This window comes from Archangium violaceum (assembly GCF_016887565.1).
GTDB lineage: Bacteria > Myxococcota > Myxococcia > Myxococcales > Myxococcaceae > Archangium > Archangium violaceum_B.
In genome coordinates this window covers 4,923,409-4,939,899 of sequence record NZ_CP069396.1, presented here as the reverse complement: position 1 = coordinate 4,939,899, position 16,491 = coordinate 4,923,409, and the positions used below count along the sequence as shown (strand labels likewise).

Genomic DNA, 16,491 nt, shown 5'->3' with positions numbered 1-16,491 from the left:
CTCCTTCAGATATCGATGTTGACGATGCGCCGGATGATCAACACGCCGAGGACTTCCATGATGGCGATGATCGTGACCAGCACGTAGCCGAACCAGTGGTCCATCATCGGCTCCATCAGGTCCGGACGCATGTAATTGAGCACCATGCCGAGGATGGCCGGCATGGCGGCCACCACCCAGCCCTGCAGCTTGCCCTGGGCGGTGAGCGCGTCGATCTTCCCCTCGAGCCGGAAGCGCTCGCGGATGACGGTGGAGATGGTCTCGAACATCTCCGCCATGTTGCCGCCCAGCTGGCGCGCGATGTTGGTGGCCACCACGACCAGCTCCAGGTCGTCGCTGCCCACCCGGCGGCCCATGTTGATGAGGGCCTCCTCCAGCGGCACGCCCAGCTTCACTTCCTTCACGAAGAGCCCGAACTCCTGGGCCAGGGGCGGCTGCGCCTCGCGAGCCACGTGCTCGATGGCCTGCGGGAACGTGAGACCCGCCTTGAACGCGTTGGCCATCGCCTGCAGCGCGTCCACCAGCTGCACGTTGAACTTCTTGATGCGCCGCTTGCGGTAGTGCTTCACCAGGATGATCGGCAGGAAGAAGCCGAAGATGGTGGCACCCACGCAGAGGATGGGGTTGAAGATGATGTACGACAGGATGCCCAACAAGCACATGCTGGCGATGTTGAGCACCAGCAGCTGACGGGCATCGATGAAGAGGAACATGTCGCTCAAGTCGTTCATCGACTTGACGACGTACCGCTCCTGGTACTGCTCGTACGCCTTCGCCAGGACGGTGAAGATCACCAGGCTGAAGAAGAAGACGGACCCGGTGACGAGGAGGAGGACGATTCCGGCCAGCATGGGCGGGGACTTCCTTCAGCGGCGGAGGGGGGACGACACGGTGAAGGGGACGAAGACCGTGACTACGGGACGCTCGAGCCCACGGTGCTCTTCTCGGAGGTGTTGCCCTTGATGATCTGGATGATCTCGCGGCGCTTCTGCTCGAGGACGCGGGTGCGCTCGCCGGACAACAGCGTGCTGATGGTGGCGCGGCCACGCTCTTCGATCATGTCCACGTCCTCCTCGTTGCGCAGCGAGAGCGTCAGGTTGCCCAGCTCCGCGGCCAGCGTGAGGATCTCCGCCTCCTCGGGGATGACCATGAGCGTGATGTTGGTGTAGTCGCGCTGGGTCTCCGGGATGAGGTTGACGTTCGTGGTGCCGGTGATCTTGCCCGTGGCGAGCACGATGACGTTCTGCAGCAGCGTCACGGCCACGTTCTCGTCCGTCTGGGGATCGCGGAAGGTGCCGATCACGTCCACGTGATCGTTGGGGCGGATCCACCCGCCCACGGAGGTGGTGGGGCGCGACTCGATGGTGATGGCGCGCACCTTCTTCTGCACCTTGGTGGACAGGCGCTCGGCGGCCTTGGTGGTCTCGAACTGGCTCCACAGCAGCGGATCACCGGCCTGCAGCGCCACGAGCACCTTCTGGCCCACCACGTAGGTGGCCGAGTCCGGCTTCACCACCGAGGAGGTCACGAACTGCTCGGGCACCGAGCGCTGGTTGATCATCTCGATGGAGACGACCGTGCCCTCGGGGATGTCCTGGGAGGCCACGACCACGGGCACCAGGTTCCAGCCCCGGCGCACGTCCGCTTCCTTCTTCTTGATGGCCGACCACGCGATGATGCCAGCCAGCAGGCCGAGCGCCAGCGCGATGACGAGCGGAGTCTTACCCTTCAACATGTCTCGAGGACCTCCAGAAAGCGGGGGACGCCGGGGGGGCGGGTACGCATGGGTGGGAGAGCTGCACTCAAGATGGGCCCGGGGGCGTCAGCGGGGTGGGATGTTATCCACCTGTCATGTGGGGTGTCAAAGTCACCCTCACGGATTAAGCCGTTCTGACGGCTTGACGTCCCGGTTCCGAGCCCGGTCCGTCCCTCTGGGGAGACCCCCCAATCGTCGTCCACCTGACGGATACAAGATGTGGCATGAATGTCGCTAGATGGCGACATCCATGGTTTCAACCCCCCTCCACCGAACCCGGGAATCCGGGCAGGCCGCGGTCGAATCCGCGCTGGTACTGCCGCTGATGGTGTTCCTGGGCCTGGGCATCATCCAGCTGACGATGATGCAGCACGCCAAGCTGATGACCGAGTACGCGGCGTACTGCGCGGCGCGCACGGGGATCGTCTGGAACGGCAACAACGAGCGCATGCATGACGCGGCCATCGTGGCGCTGCTGCCCACCATGGGCCGCACGGATGACCTGCCGAAGCTGGCCAAGACGTGGGCGCTGGCGCAGCTCTACGACGAGGCGCTGCAGCTGCTGGCCTGGCCCAACAAGAACTCGGTGGTGCCGGCGTCGGTGAACGGCTCCAACCTGTTCGGCCAGGTGCGCGTGGATACGGTGAACCCGTCCTGGTACTCGCCGGTGCAGAGCGTGTGGAAGCTGCGCTCGGCCGTCAACTGGCGGGAGATGGACTTCGACGGACCGGACTCCTACCCGGAGGTGCCGGAGCTGGAGGCGAAGATCGCCAAGTTCTTCAACCTCCCGCTGCCGGACGACGGCGAGGAGGTGTTCCGCAAGGCCACGGTGCTGAGCGTGCGCGTGCGCTACTGGTACGAGCTCCGGGTGCCCTTCGCCAACTGGATCATCTTCACCTCGTGGTGGGCGGCCAACGCGGGCGTGTCCCTGGGCGGCGCCATCTACAAGCCCTCGGTGAACTCGAGGGCGCTCATCACCAACCGCCAGGGCGGGATGAAGGACGTGGCGATGGTGCCCGTGAAGGGGTTGGACCACCAGAAGGGCTACAACACGCTCTACACGGTGGAGATGACCGTGCTGTGGGGGCTGGCCACCGGCAGCATCCCGCTCGTCTCGAAGCTGGTGGGCAAGCGCTACTTCATCCCGCTGACGGCCACCTACAGCATGAGGATGCAGTCGAACTTCTATTACAAGTGGTTGATGCACCTGAACCCGGACTGGGGATTGTGACGCCATGGTGACCCGCGCTCTCCGACGCAGCCTCGAGCGCCAGGAAGGCCAGGCACTCGTCCTGGCCTGCCTGCTGATGCTCATCCTGAGCATCGCGCTCATCACCACGGTCAACATCGGGCACGGTGTGCACGAGCGGATCCGCCTGCAGAACACGGCGGACGCGGCGGCCTACTCCACCGCGGCCATGGAGGCGCGCGCGTTCAACTTCTACGCGTTCACCAACCGCACGCAGGTGTCCCACTACGTGTCCGCGATGCTGTGGCAGTCGCTGGACTCGTTCATCTTCTTCGTCCAGGCCTTCCTGACGGACATCTTCGGGCTCATGCGCACCATCGGCCCGTGCTTCCCCAAGAACAGCCGCAGCGGGGTCTGGAAGCTCATCTGCGCCGTCCTCGACAAACTGCCCTACATCAACGTCATCATGAAGGCGCTGGACACCATCTACACCATCCTCCGGGGGATGCTGCTCCTCATGAAGGGGGTGATGGAGCCCATCGACCAGGTCATAGGCAAGGTGGTCGTGCCAGGACACCGGATGCTCAATTCGGTGATGGCCGGCGCGGCCACCGCGGTGATGCTGTCCACGTCCTCGTACGTGCTGGGGACCTCCAACACCATCATCAAGGCGAACGATCCCAACGTGGACTCGCTCATCCCGCAGACGGTGGCGGGGGTCATCAACCAGTGCCTCTACAACCGCACGCACTACAAGGAGGCCAACGGCACGCCCTTCAGTCCGGTCAACCCGTTCGACACGTTGGATCCGACGAAGCGGGACGAGACCGACAAGGTGGCCCGGGCCAAGCGGGTGATGGCGGGCATCACCAACGCCACGCGCTTCCCCTGTGACTCGAAGACCGGCATCTGCCCGGAGACGATGGTCACCGACCGCCGGCTGGGAAGCCTCATGCCCATCCCCAGCTGGCTCAAGCCGCTGGAGTCCTTCCTCAACGACTTCCCCAAGTGGGGGCAGACGCGCTTCCTCACCTACCGGCTCGGCTTCGGCGGCATGGAGGCCACCAAGGGCGATGCCTCCAAGCGCCGCAACAAGATCCGCGAGGCCAACGACCTGCCCAACCTGCCCATGGGCATGCTCGGCCAGGGTGACGTGCTCGGCGCGGACGACCCGTACTACATCAAGCTGCCGGGACCGTCGAAGATCGACATCAAGATCGCCAGCATCAACAACCCCTTCCGCTGCCCCAAGGAGCCGAGCAAAAGCGATGAGCGGACCTGGCGTGACTGCTGGGGCGATCCGCGCGAGGAGAAGAACGACACGCTCAAGACCAGCATCTGGGCCATGAGCAGGACGGACCTGCGCGAGAACGGCATCCACTGGCGCGTGGTCTTCCCCGGGCAGGCCAAGAACCAGAACGACCGGGAGGTGGGCCTCTACGAGTCCAAGCCCTGCCTCGCGAGGCTCCTCGGCAAGTGCGTCTTCGACGACATGTCCATCTTCGTGGCCAACGTCCGCATCGATCCGGATGACGACAACCACCCCTGGGAGGGTCTGGCCCCCTTCCCTCACTTCGAACCGGGCGACTACGCGAAGGACTGCGCGGGAGGCTTCGGCGAGGACGCCAGCACCACCGCCATGGCCGAGCGCAAGGACGACTTCAACCAGCCCTCCGCCTGGGTGATGCTCAACAAGGACACGAAGCAGCTGCACAACGACAAGGCCGACGCCACCGGTGCCACGCACAACGGGCCGGGCCGGCTCAACTCCAGCGGCAAGCTCAAGTTCGCCTTCGGCCAGTCGCCCACGACGCTGGACCTGGACAACGACCGGATGAAGATCTCCGTCGGCGGGTGGGACCTGGTGACGGGGATGAACGTCATCTCGCGCGGCCAGACGTACTACCACCGGCCCGGCAACTGGACCGAGCAGCCCAACTTCTTCAACCCCTACTGGCGGCCTCGTCTGGCGGCCGTGTGGCAGGGCAAGGAGCAGCTGCCGCTGGTCAACAAGCTGGCGAACGCGCTGCCCAACGCCATCAAGGACTCGCCGGCGAAGATCATCACCCACTGAGGCCCGCCATGCTCCGCCCTCACGCACATCGCAAGCCGTCCCAGCGTGGCGCCGCCATCGTCGAGTTCGCGCTCGTGGTGCCGCTGCTCGTCTCCATCCTGATGTTCAGCATCTTCCTGAGCGAGATCATCCGGGCCAAGCTCAAGCTGCAGGAGGCCAGCCGGTACGTCGCCTGGGAGATGACGAGCTACGCCCTGAGCGACTACGGCAGCGGGGACCACGAGAAGGCCTTCGACGTGGCCATGACGGCCTCGGTGAAGGAGGCCGCCGAGCGCTACCGGGACCTCGACTCCATCGAGCCCGAGGGCAGGTTCGGCACCATGCTGCGCGCCGAGCCGGCGCAGGTGACCATCAAGAACCAGGGCGTGTCGGGGATCGACCTGAGCCGCGTCTTCGAGGGCTCGGGCGGCATGGGCGCCGAGGCGGCCTCCGCGGTGGGCAAGACGCTCGACTACTTCCTCGAGCACTTCCACTTCAACACCAAGGGCCAGGTGGAGGTGGAGCTCCGCAGCCGGCTCACCAGCATCGGGTTGCCCAGGAACTACCTGCAGAAGGAGGACAAGGGCTTCTTCACCGTGGACAACTGGGGCGGCAAGGACCTGAGCAACATGCAGGTGAAGAACCGCTTCACGCTCATCGCCAACGGCTGGCAGCTGCCCGATGGCGGTGACGCCCTGGTGAAGTCCAAGCGGGCAGGCGTGCACGGGGGCGGCTCCGACCACGGCCTCTACCTGCAGGTGGACCGGATGAAGTTCCTGGGCATCGGCAACTACACGGGCCAGGTGGGCCTGGACCAGCTCAGCGAGGTGGCCAACTTCCTCCTCCCCGACTTCCTCGGCCCCTTCGTGGTGGCCCACAACTACAAGCCCGGCGAGAGCGCTCGCGACTGCAACAAGAGCAAGCACGGTGCCCCCATGGGCCTCAACAACCTGAACAGCTACCCCGGACTGGACGACCCGGACCAGCGCTGCTTCGACACCGCTCCCTTCCGGGACACCCAGGCGTACGACAGCTCGCTCTACCGCAAGGTCTTCATGGCCCGTGGCGAAAACTTCATGGGCTGCAAGAACATGCAGGCCGACATGCCCAGCACCCCCAAGGCCGATCCCAGCACCAACCAGGACAAGAACCAGCAGAAGGTCACGTGCGAGTAATCCTCTTCACCCTCCTGCTCCTGCTGTGGGCCGCTCCGTCGCGAGCGGAGCAGGAGCTCGCCGTCTACCCCGGCACCGTGCACACGCGGATCGGCAATGATCTGCTCATCGGCGGCCAGTACCACCGCATGGCCTACTTCACCACCCCGGACCCGATGGTGAAGGTGGCGAAGTACTTCACCGACCTCTGGCGCAAGCAGGGCTACCCCGTCGTCGCCAGCGGCGACTTCAAGCAGGAAGGGGTGGTGTCCGCCTTCTACACGCGCGAGGGACTCCAGCGCGCGGTGGTGCTGCGCACCCATATGGGCAAGACGGTGGGCTTCACCGTGCTGAAGGACCTGTGGCTGTACGAGACGCCCCCCGACGCCGGCAAGGGCCACTTCATCCAGGTGGAGGGCGCGCTCTTCAGCGCCGACGTGGGCACGCGCGATGAGGCCGGAGGCTCGCGGCACCGCACCCAGGTGGTCGAGCGCGGCCTGGACACCGTGCGCCAGGAGCTCGCCTCCAAGTTCACCGCCGCCGGCTACAAGCCGGTGCGCGATTCCGGGGGCACGCTGGATCGTCAGCGCACCCTCGTCCTCGAGTACGCACGCGGCGCCGAGCAGACGATCACCACCCTGGTGGAGCTGGAGCCCTCCCGGGTGGCCATCTCCCAGACGTGGGTGGGAACGGATCGGCCCGATGGCATGCCCAACGCGGATGCCGTGCACCAGGCACGCCAGGAGGCCATCCGCACGGGCCTCGTGAAGGAGAAGCAGCCATGAGCGCGCTCCTGTGTGCGGTGTCGTTGGTGCTGCTGGGCGCCACGCCCGCCGAGCTGCCGCGCGAGGGGCGCCTGCTCTTCGAGGCCGCCCCTGAAACGATGGAGGCGCGCGTGGGCGAGTGGGTGACGTACCAGATGAATGGTGGCCCCACCGAGGGCTTCATGCGTCTGGCCGTCGTCGCCGAGCAGAAGGACGCCCAGGGCCGCGACGCGGTGTGGATGGAGCTGGAGTTCGGCGAGCACGCGGAGCTGAAGGCCCCCCTGGCCCAGTTCCTCATGCTGGTGGCCCGCGACACGGGGCTGCGCCGCGAGGGCATCTCGCGGCTGTTCGCCACCCAGGGCTTCGAGAAGCTCCAGGAGGTGGACACGGGAGCCATGCCGTTCTTCGTCGGCACGCCCGAGAAGGACTCGTCCCGCCCTACCCCGCTCCCGCCCTCGGCGCTGCTGCCCGCTGGCGAGGGCACGAGCGTCAACCGGGGCAAGCCCGCCCGCGTCATGACGCTCGCGGGCACCGTCACCGCCGAGCCCATGGAGGTCCGTCACCGCCAGCTCGTCCTCAAGCGCTACTGGCTCAGCCGCGAGATTCCCATCCTCCGCCTGGCGAAAATCGAGCTCCCCCCCGTCCGGTACACCATGGAGGTGCGCGACTACGGCGTGGATGCCAAACCGCGCATGGTGCCTCCCGCCCCGAGTGACAAGAAGATCACGATGGAGCCGGCCAGCAACCTGCCTCCCCACTTCCAACCCCTGCCCCAGTCTGGTACCGCTTCGGGTCCGCAGGAGAACCGCCCATGAAGACCCCCTCTCGCCGCCCCTCGCTCCGCCGCCGTCATCCTCGTGGACAGGCGATGGTCGAGTACTCCTTCCTCAACTGGATCCTCTTGTTCGGGCTCGTCGTCACGATGAGCGTCAACCTGGGCAACGGGAAGGAGGAGATGAACGTCATCGACGTCTTCCTGCGCGCGTACCAGATCTATTACGACTCGTTCTACTTCGTGCTGAACCTGCCGTTCCCGTGAAGTCGTCCTCCTCCGCCGCGCGGCAGGATTCCTCCCTGCCGCTCCGGCTCATCCACGCGATCGTCTTCGCGGGCTTCACGGCGATCTGCCTCGTGTCCGGCTGGCCCGAGGCTCAGCACCTGCTCCACTCGCAGCTCCAGCTCTTTCACGCCGGTCCGCCTCCTCGTCCGGAGCTGCTGCTGGCGGTACTCGCGGCGCTCGTGGGCATGACGGCCGTGCTCGTCCAGGCCCTGCGCGGGCGCAGCGCACGGCTGTTCTGGTCCCTGCTCATCCTTGGTGGATTGGTGATTGCCCTCTGGGGCAACCGCGAGGGCGTGGTCGTCGCGGGACGCACCGCTGACTCCGCCAACCTGAGGATCCTCCGCGTGGCGAGGGATCTCCATGGCCGCATGGTGAGCGAGCTGCAGAACCAGGGCTCCGCACCCGAGGACCTCGTCGCCTGGGAGGCCACCCTGCAGCAGGTGACGATGGGGCAGACCACCCCGGTCCGCACCCGCTCGTTCGCGCCTCTTCCCTTCCGCATCCAGAAGATCGACTCGCCCGAGGCTCTGCCCTCGAATGTTCCTCCCGGCTCGCTGCTGCTCTACGTCATGGAGGGCGGTGTCGCCTATGAGATCCACCCCGTGGGTATTTCGCCCTCGGGCGAGCCCTGGCTCCTGCGCGATCCCAAGGGCGAGGACATCGTCTTCCGCGGTGCTTTCAATCCCGACCTGCTCCCGCTTCCCGATAGAGGGGGTCACGCGACGCCTTGACGCGGCGGGGGTGACCACGGGCCGGGAACGGGTTCTCTTGGGTTCTCGGGGGGGAGCGCGGGGACTTATACCCTCACCCCGACCCTCTCCCAGAGGGAGAGGGAGGTTGGGTTGGGCCCTACTTCGTCGCGGGGGCCGCGCTCTTGGACTCGCTGTCGGCTTCGTCCGCCGGAGATGGCTGCTCGCTCTCCAGCCGACGCTGTGCCTGCCGGGCCACTCGTGAGCCGGGCGCCTCCGCCATCAGCCTCCTGCAGATCTCGATGGCACTCTGCCGACGGCCCAGATCGAACTCCGCCTCACACAGCCGGGAGAGCGCATCCAATCGCTGCGCCCCCTGGGCTCCAGCGCTCAGTGCCGCTCGCAGGAAGGCAGCCTCCTGCACCTTGTCCCCGGAGCGCGAGGCCACATCGGCCTGCCTCAGGAGTTCCGCCGGCGAAGGAGTGTTCCTCCCGGCGCTGGCCTTCCCACGAGCACTCTCCGCCTCCTCGGTCTTCTGGGCATCCACACCCTCCGCCTGAGCAACGGTCACAGCGGCCATCGGAGGCTGTTCCGCCGGCGCTGGAGGAGGTGGCGGCGGCATGGCGGCGGGAGCCTGGGCTCGTCCCGGGGCCTGCCGCTGCGCGTAGTCATCATTCGCGGAGGCCACGCTCGCCACGGATGCCGGACGCGCCGTGGAGCCGCTGATCTTCATCACACTGCCAGACGGCGCGTACTCCGTGGCCTGCTGGGACTCGCCAGGAATGGGGCCCCCGGTCGTAGGAGCCCCCGCCATCAGCTCTTGCGCCGGAGCCTCATCCCAGTCCTGACTGGGTTCGGCACGCTGCGCGGTCGACGGCAAGGGCATGCTCTTGCTCTTGGCCGCGCCACGCTTGGAGCTCGAGACTCCCTTCGTCGAGAGTCCACCAAAGGCCCCCAGGTCCTCGTCGTCCCCCAGCGCGACCTTTTTCTCCGGGAAGCCTCCCGGACTGCCCGCCCCCGCGTTGGACCAGTCCGCCCGCTCCTCCGCGCGGCGCATGGGCTTCTGCGGCGCCGGCGCCTTCTTCTGCGTGGATTTGGCGCGCACCTCCTCGTCGAACTCCGCGTGGAGCTGCTCGGCCTTGGAAAACCCCGGCGCGGCGGTGGGCGCGGCGGGCGTGGGGCTCGCCACGTCCTTGCTCTGCGGAGCGACCTGATCCCGCGCGACCTCCTTCTTGCTCTGCACCGGGCTCAGGTCCACCTCCCGGTTCACCTGGAGGACCACCACGCCGAACACACCCACGGCCGCCATGCCCAGCGCGGGCGCCAGCAGGCGGCGCCACCAACGGGGCGCCGGCTCGGGTCCCGCCGCGGACCGGCGCGCGGCCTGCTGCGCGTACGCCATCAGCGATTCCAACCCCGTGTCCGGCGCGGCCTCCAGCGGCAGCCGGGACATCGTGGTGCGCACCCCTCGTATGCCGTGGAGTGCCTCCGTGCAGCGCGCACAGCCCTGCACGTGCAGTTCCATCTGACGAGCCTCCGTGGGCGGGAGCTCGTCATAGGCGAAGTCCAACAGCCGATCCTCGTGTGCATGGCTGCCCTGGGGCTTCATCCCGCCACCGTCCTTCCGTCCTCGGCCAGGTCGCCGTCCACTCCGAGCTCGGCCAGCCTCCGGCGCAGCCCCTCGAGGGCATAGCGCATGCGGCTCTTCACCGTGTTCTCGGACACTCCTGTTACCTCAGCGATCTCCTTGAAGGGGATACCGCTGTACTCGCGCAACACGAAGACCTCGCGCTGCTCCTCCGGAAGGCTGGCCAGCGCGCGCTCCAGCAGCGGCCGCACGCGGGCATTGTAGGCGCCGCGCTCCGGGCTCATCCCCTCGTCCGGCAGGGCCTCACCCAGGGAACGGCCCTCGTCGCCCTCGGCACCCGTCGTGGGCGCCTCCAGCGAGGCCGTCTGCCGGTAGCTCTCTTTGCGCGCGCTGTCCACGCAGAGGTTCCTCGCAATCGTGTAGAGCCAGGTGGTGAACTTCGCCTTCGCCTCGTACTCCGGCGCGCTGCGCACCACCTTCAGCCACGTCTCCTGCAGCACGTCTTCCGCCCGGGCACGGTGGCTGGTGAAACGGAGGATGAAGTTGAACACCGGTGTCCGGTGCCTGCGCACCAGCACCTCGAACGCACGCGCATCCCCCGCCCGAAAGGCGAGCATCAGCCGTTCGTCTGAGGTCTCCAGTCCCAACACTCCCCCAATTCAGGGCCTCGTGCCTTGTCCTCAACCCCTCTCGCCCGCTTCAAACGGGCGTGGGGCGATTCGGGTCTACCCGTTTTTTGGCCCTCTGTAAGTGGCGAGAATGACAGGGCGCGCGGCCACTGTCATCCCGTCAGCTCGCCTGCTCGCACGGTCGGCGGGAAGGCCCCCACCCCAAGCACACCTGGAGCACCCACATGCTGGGGCCAGGGCGACTACACCGTGGGCCCGTGGGCAGTTGCGGGCTGAAGCCACGGTCCACGACAGGCCTACTCGTTCCTCGGCCCTCTGGAGGTGGCGAACAGGACGGGGAGCGCGACCACCGCGACCAATCCGGCCTGCCACAGCAGCGCCGCCGGCAGGGGCCTCTGCACGTGGATGAACAACGAACGGCCGAGCGCCACGCCCAGCAGCACCCCGGTGAGGGTGCGCACGGCGTTGGAGCCACTGGCCGGACGGAAGCGGCCCACCGCCCAGTCCACGAGCGCCGGCAGTGTGAGGCCGAGCACCACCGGCACGTCCCAGTGCCACGCCAGGGGCGCCCGTGCCTTGAAGAGGCCCACCATCACGGCCAGCAGCACCGGGTACGTCCCCAGACAGCGCGCGCACACCCGCACCCCGCCGAGCAGGTACGTGCGGTTGTACTCCTCCGCGTGATGATGGCTGAGCCAGAACACCCTACCCTCCCGAGACCGGTGGAGCGCCCGCTTCCGGCCCGCCCGGGGTGACCCGCCGCGCGTCTTCCTCCACCAGAAAGCACGCGGACGTGTGCCCGTTGTCCAACGTGTAGAGCGGCGGCGTTTCTCGCCGGCACCTCTCCATGGCGTACGGGCAGCGAGGGTGGAAGGTGCATCCAGGCGGCGGCGCGAGCGGTGACGGCACGTCCCCCTGGAGGATGATGCGCGTCCGCTTGCGCTCGGGGTCCGGCACCGGCACCGCCGACAGCAGCGCCTGGGTGTACGGGTGCCTCGGCCTCCGGTAGAGGTCCGCCGCGTCCGCCAGCTCCACGATCCGGCCCAGGTACATCACCGCCACGCGGGTGGAGACGTACTCGACGATCTTCAGGTCGTGCGCGATGAAAACGTAGGTGAGCCCCAGCTCGCGCTGCAGGTCCACCAGCAGGTTGACGATCTGCGCCTGGATGGAGACGTCCAGCGCGCTGATGGGCTCGTCGGCGACGACCAGGTCCGGCCTCAGCGCGATCGCCCGGGCGATGCCGATGCGCTGGCGCTGGCCACCCGAGAACTCGTGCGGATAGCGGTCCAGTGCATCGCGCGGCAGGCCCATGAGGTCCAACAGCTCGGCCACCTTCGCCTCGCGCTCGCGGCCACGCGCCAACCCGTGGATGGCGAAGGGCTCGCCCAATATCTCCCGCACCGACATGCGCGGGTTGAGCGAGGCGTACGGATCCTGGAAGACGAGCTGCATCCGCCGCCGCAGGGGACGCAGCTCACGCTGGGAGAGGCCCGTCAGCTCGAGCCCCTCGAAGCGGATGGAGCCCTCGGTGGGCTCCACCAGCCGCAGCAGCGTGCGCCCCAGGGTGCTCTTGCCGCAGCCGCTCTCGCCCACCAGGCCGAGCGTCTCGCCGCGACGCACGTCGAACCCCACCCCGTCCACCGCCTTCACCGTGCCCCGCACGCTCCCCAGCAACCCCCCTCGCACCGGGAAGTGCGTCTTCAGCTCTCTCACTCGCAGCAGGGGCTCGGTCATGGCGCGGGCACCGGGTTGTGACACGCGGCCTCCTGGCCATCGCGCTTGGGCTCCAGCGCCGGCTCCACCCTCGCGCAGATGTCCAACGCGCGCTCACAACGGTCGCGGAAGCGGCAGCCCCCGGGCAGCCGGCGGAGGCTCGGCACCATGCCCGGAATCGTCTTCAGCCGCGGGCGCTCCCCCGCCGCCCCCGCCTCGTGGAGCGCGGGGATGGAGCGCAGCAGCCCCGCCGTGTACGGGTGCGCCGGCTGGCGGAACAGCGCCTTCACCGGCGCCCGCTCCACCACTCGGCCCGCGTACATCACCACCACCGCGTCACAGCTCTCGGCCACCACCCCCAGGTCATGGGTGATCAACATCACCGCCATGTGGCGCTCGGCCTGGAGCCGCTTCAACAGCTCGAGGATCTGCGCCTGGATGGTGACATCCAGCGCCGTGGTGGGCTCGTCCGCGATGAGCAGCTCCGGGCCACACGCGAGCGCCATGGCGATCATCACCCGCTGCCGCATGCCTCCCGAGAGCTGGTGCGGATAGCCATCCACGCGCTGCTCGGGGGCGGGGATTCCCACCTGCCGCAACATCTCCACCGCGTGCTCCCGCGCGGCGGAGCGCGACAGGCCCTGGTGCAGCCGCACGCCCTCGGCGATCTGCTCGCCCACCGTGTAGACGGGGTTGAGCGAGGTCATCGGCTCCTGGAAGACCATGGAGAGGTGACGCCCCCGGACGCGACGCATCTTCCCCTCGGGGAGCGCGAGCAGGTCCTCCCCCTGGAAGCGGATCTGCCCGCCCACCACCCGGCCGGGCGGCTCCGGCACCAGCCGCATCACCGAGAGCGCGGTGAGGCTCTTGCCACAGCCGCTCTCCCCCACCACCCCCAACGTGCCTCCGGGCGGGATGGAGAAGGACACGTCGTCCACGGCCAGCACCGGGCCCTCCTCCAGGGAGAGCTGGGTCTTCAGGCCACGGACGTCGAGGAGGGGCTCGGACATAAGGCTCACGGCCGGGCCAGAACACCCGGCCCGGGGCGTCACTTCCGGGACAGCTCCTCCAGGAACTCCTCCTCGTGGATGACGCGCTTGCGGATGAGCAGGCGGATGAGGCTGGCCACCATGCGCGCGGGCTTCACCTTCTCCGTGTGCAGCGTCGACTCGTCCCCATCCGCGATCCGCTCGATCTCCTCGAGCACCTTCAGGTCCTCTTCGGAGATGTCGGAGAGATCCGGAGGCGGAGGCGGCTGCGGCAGACCCTGGGCGGCACCGCCGAAGACGACCACCGGCACCCCCTTGGCGGGTGTGGCGGGCGTGGGAGTCAACACGGGCGGGGCCGACAGCATGGGCGGGGCGGGCCGGCCCTTGGGCTCGGGCTCGGGCTCGCCGAGCAGCTCGTCGAGGACATCCTCGCTCTCCTGCGGAGGAGGAGGCGGCGGGGCCGCGGAGGCCTTCGACTTCACCGGGGCCCGAGGCGTGATGAGGGTGATTTCATCGTCCTCCTCATCGAACGGTGGCGGTGCCGGGGGCTTTGGCTTCAAGGCGGACCTCGGGGTGATGAGCGTGATGTCGTCGTCTTCCGCGAGCAGCGGGAGGGGCGGGGCCGGCGGCAGCTCCCAGTCGAGCAGGGCCGCGGCGGACTGCGACGCGGCCCTCGGGGCCTGACCCTGCCAGCTCCCCGCCACCATGCCGACGCTGTTCTCCAGCTCCAGCGCCTCACCTGAGTCCTCGCCCAACGCGAGGGGATCCACCACCTGGCCCCGCACGAGGTCCAGCGAGCGATCGAGGTCGTCCTCGGCGGCCACGTGCACCCGGATGGGCTTGTTGAGCTGGAAGCTCAGCTCGTCCACGATGGACAGGTCCGAGGGATCATCCACCGCCACGTGCAACCGCTCGCTCCTCCCTTCCCGCTCGAGCCGGAACGGGACGATGCGGTGCTCGGCCTGGAAGTCGAGCGAGACGATCGAGCGCACGTGCTCGGCAACCTCGGGAAGCTCCACGAAGGGCAGGCTGAACTGGTGCGCCAGGGCCCGGGCCACCGCCGCGGGAGAGGCGAAGCCCAGGGTGATGATGACCGAGCCCAGCCGCCGGCCGTGCCCATAGGCCCGCTGCTGGCCGAGCGCCTTGCGGACCTGCTCCTGACTGACAGCTCCGGACTCGATGAGGAGCTCGCCGATCTTCTTGCGCATACGAACCCGGGGCTGGACGGCCTACCGCTTGACCTTCGCCAGGTACTCGTCGCGGGTGAAGACGCCCTTCTCGATGAGCAGCTCCACCATGGCCTTGAGGGCCGCCACCTCCTTGCGCTGCACCTCCTCCACGCTGCGCAGCAGCTCCACCGGGCTGCCGCCGCCACGCACCGACGGCACCTCGCGCGACGGGTTGATCGGCATGGGAGCCGGAGTCGGCGCCGGAGCCGCCGCGGGGGCGCCCCCACCCGGGACGTCCATGTGCTTGACGACCGTGCGGCCCTGGGCGTCCACCACCTTGAAGTTGGTGTCCGCGTCCGCCAGCTCGCCCTGGTCCTCGTAGAAGCGCGCCATGGCCCGCGCGATCGCCGTGCGCCCGGCCACGTTGGGCACGATGCGGCACTTGGTGATGGCGCGCAGCTCGTCCAACTGCCGCACGTTGAGCGGGTCCGAGATCGCCACCACCAGCGTCTTCCCGTCGTCGCGCAGTTGCAGCGGCAGCACCGAGAAGTCCCGCGCCGTCTGCACCGGCACGCGGTTGAGCACGTGCGGCGCGATCTCCTTCACCGCGTCCAGGTTCACCGCGGGGATGGCGAGCTGCTTGGACAGGGCCCGGACCAGGATGTCCTCGGACACGAGGTTCATCCGGACCAGGATCTCTCCCAGCTTTCCGCCCCACTTCGCCTGCTCCGCCAACGCGGCCTTGAGCTGGCTCTCCTGGAGCACGTTCGCCTTGATCAGCAGTTCACCGAGCTTGATCTGTGCCATGTCGCTGTCTCGGGAAGTCCCAACGGACCCGCCGGTCTGGCCACTCTACCCGAGATTCAAACGGTTGCTGAATTCTTGAAGCCGCTCGCTCAAGAGCCGGGCGAGACGGGCGGGAGGGCGACGGGGGGCAGGGACTGGCCGTCCTCGTCCACGTCCACCACGGGCACGCCCTCGGGGGCGGCGAGGTCGAACAGGGTGAGGTCCGGAGATTCGTTGAGGGTGATATCGGTGTAGCGCAGGCCCAGGGAGGTGTCCGCCGTGGAGGCCAGGAGCTTCACCTCGTGGGGCAGGACGAGCTCCCCGTGCTCCTTGAAGTGGTCGTACTCGAGGTCATAGGCCCGCGCCCCCCGCACCTCGCTGCGCACCACCCGGAGGTTCCCGGGCTCGACCCGGAGCACCTGGGACACCGCGCCCTGGTGGAGCGTGAGGATGTAGACCCGCTCCTTCTCGTCCAGGGAGAGCGTCATCCGCTCGGCGGGGATGAAGGGCACCTGACCGAGCATCACGGAGACGAGCTCCTCGCTCGGCAGGGCCACGGGCAGGAAGCGCGACAGGTTCCTCGGGGTCGCCGGCCCCTGGTAGAACCTGTTCTCCTGGGCCTGGAAGAGGCCGAACCGTTGCCCGTCCGTCACCAGGACGGCGATGGGCCGGTTGAAGAAATCGAACATCTCCACCCGCAGCAGGCCCGGTCGCATGGCGGCCAGGTACGCCGAGACACTCCCCGTCCCCTGGGGCGACTCCACCCGGAGCTTCCCGTCCCCCTGGAGGGAGACCACCCGCTCCTGGGCCGAGCGGGTGAGCTGGAAGAGCTCCTGGGCGTCCGTGATCTGCCCCCGAGGGCCGAAATCGATGCGCTTGGGACAGCCTGAACAGAAGAGGGCCAGGAAGATTGCTGCGGCTGCGCGGTTCATGGCTTAAGTCTCGCGCC

At 68.0% G+C, this 16,491-nt stretch carries 17 protein-coding genes; 7 read left to right on the top strand and 10 right to left on the bottom strand.

The genetic code is table 11. The features are described from left to right. Positions 1-5: 5 nt before the first annotated feature. Complete coding sequence (locus tag JRI60_RS20320; RefSeq protein WP_204227509.1) at positions 6-851, bottom strand: type II secretion system F family protein; 846 nt, start codon at positions 849-851, stop codon at positions 6-8. A 62-nt stretch (positions 852-913) separates the two neighbouring features. Next, positions 914-1,735 carry a Flp pilus assembly protein CpaB gene (gene cpaB, locus JRI60_RS20315; protein WP_204227508.1) on the bottom strand — a complete coding sequence of 274 codons (822 nt, stop codon included), beginning with the start codon at positions 1,733-1,735 and terminating at the stop codon, positions 914-916. 271 nt (positions 1,736-2,006) lie between these two features. Between cpaB and JRI60_RS20310 the strand changes: the two genes are divergently transcribed. The 7 genes from JRI60_RS20310 to JRI60_RS20280 are packed head-to-tail and all read left to right on the top strand — an operon-like array spanning position 2,007 to position 8,707. Then, positions 2,007-2,987 (top strand): TadE/TadG family type IV pilus assembly protein, encoded by a 981-nt coding sequence (locus tag JRI60_RS20310; protein ID WP_204227507.1) that lies wholly within the window; start codon positions 2,007-2,009, stop codon positions 2,985-2,987. Between the two features lie 4 nt (positions 2,988-2,991). Further along, the gene (locus JRI60_RS20305) at positions 2,992-5,019 is read left to right on the top strand and encodes a TadE/TadG family type IV pilus assembly protein (protein WP_204227506.1); all 2,028 of its coding nucleotides are present in this window, start codon (positions 2,992-2,994) and stop codon (positions 5,017-5,019) included. An 8-nt stretch (positions 5,020-5,027) separates the two neighbouring features. Continuing rightward, positions 5,028-6,173 carry a TadE/TadG family type IV pilus assembly protein gene (locus JRI60_RS20300; protein WP_204227505.1) on the top strand — a complete coding sequence of 382 codons (1,146 nt, stop codon included), beginning with the start codon at positions 5,028-5,030 and terminating at the stop codon, positions 6,171-6,173. Further along, complete coding sequence (locus JRI60_RS20295; protein WP_239470624.1) at positions 6,164-6,937, top strand: hypothetical protein; 774 nt, start codon at positions 6,164-6,166, stop codon at positions 6,935-6,937. The genes JRI60_RS20300 and JRI60_RS20295 overlap by 10 nt, the downstream gene beginning before the upstream one ends. Beyond that, entirely contained in the window at positions 6,934-7,731 is a 798-nt protein-coding gene (locus tag JRI60_RS20290; protein WP_204227504.1) for a hypothetical protein, read from the top strand. Before JRI60_RS20295 ends, JRI60_RS20290 begins: the two co-directional genes overlap by 4 nt. Next, positions 7,728-7,955, top strand: a complete 228-nt coding sequence (locus JRI60_RS20285) for a hypothetical protein (RefSeq protein ID WP_204227503.1) — start codon at positions 7,728-7,730, stop codon at positions 7,953-7,955. Before JRI60_RS20290 ends, JRI60_RS20285 begins: the two co-directional genes overlap by 4 nt. Beyond that, complete coding sequence (locus JRI60_RS20280; RefSeq protein WP_204227502.1) at positions 7,952-8,707, top strand: hypothetical protein; 756 nt, start codon at positions 7,952-7,954, stop codon at positions 8,705-8,707. Before JRI60_RS20285 ends, JRI60_RS20280 begins: the two co-directional genes overlap by 4 nt. A 118-nt stretch (positions 8,708-8,825) precedes the next feature. On the opposite strand, the gene JRI60_RS20275 is transcribed toward JRI60_RS20280, so the two are convergent. The 8 genes from JRI60_RS20275 to JRI60_RS20240 form a co-directional block, all read right to left on the bottom strand. Then, on the bottom strand, positions 8,826-10,274 hold the full coding sequence (locus tag JRI60_RS20275) for a zf-HC2 domain-containing protein (RefSeq protein ID WP_204227501.1): 1,449 nt from the start codon (positions 10,272-10,274) through the stop codon (positions 8,826-8,828). Further along, positions 10,271-10,870, bottom strand: coding sequence for an RNA polymerase sigma factor (locus JRI60_RS20270; protein ID WP_239470623.1), 600 nt, complete (start codon positions 10,868-10,870; stop codon positions 10,271-10,273). Before JRI60_RS20270 ends, JRI60_RS20275 begins: the two co-directional genes overlap by 4 nt. 308 nt (positions 10,871-11,178) lie before the next feature. Next, entirely contained in the window at positions 11,179-11,586 is a 408-nt protein-coding gene (locus JRI60_RS20265) for a DUF2085 domain-containing protein (protein ID WP_204227499.1), read from the bottom strand. 1 nt (position 11,587) lies between these two features. After that, a complete protein-coding gene (locus tag JRI60_RS20260; RefSeq protein ID WP_204229020.1) occupies positions 11,588-12,619 on the bottom strand; it encodes an ABC transporter ATP-binding protein in 1,032 nt (343 codons plus the stop codon). Beyond that, on the bottom strand, positions 12,616-13,608 hold the full coding sequence (locus tag JRI60_RS20255) for an ABC transporter ATP-binding protein (protein ID WP_204227498.1): 993 nt from the start codon (positions 13,606-13,608) through the stop codon (positions 12,616-12,618). The genes JRI60_RS20260 and JRI60_RS20255 overlap by 4 nt, the downstream gene beginning before the upstream one ends. Before the next feature lie 38 nt (positions 13,609-13,646). After that, the gene (locus tag JRI60_RS20250) at positions 13,647-14,795 is read right to left on the bottom strand and encodes a general secretion pathway protein GspE (RefSeq protein WP_204227497.1); all 1,149 of its coding nucleotides are present in this window, start codon (positions 14,793-14,795) and stop codon (positions 13,647-13,649) included. 21 nt (positions 14,796-14,816) lie between these two features. Further along, positions 14,817-15,563: a general secretion pathway protein GspE gene (locus JRI60_RS20245; RefSeq protein ID WP_204227496.1), complete on the bottom strand. Its 747-nt coding sequence runs from the start codon at positions 15,561-15,563 to the stop codon at positions 14,817-14,819. 89 nt (positions 15,564-15,652) lie between these two features. Beyond that, a complete protein-coding gene (locus tag JRI60_RS20240; RefSeq protein ID WP_204227495.1) occupies positions 15,653-16,474 on the bottom strand; it encodes a DUF4292 domain-containing protein in 822 nt (273 codons plus the stop codon). Positions 16,475-16,491 lie beyond the last annotated feature (17 nt).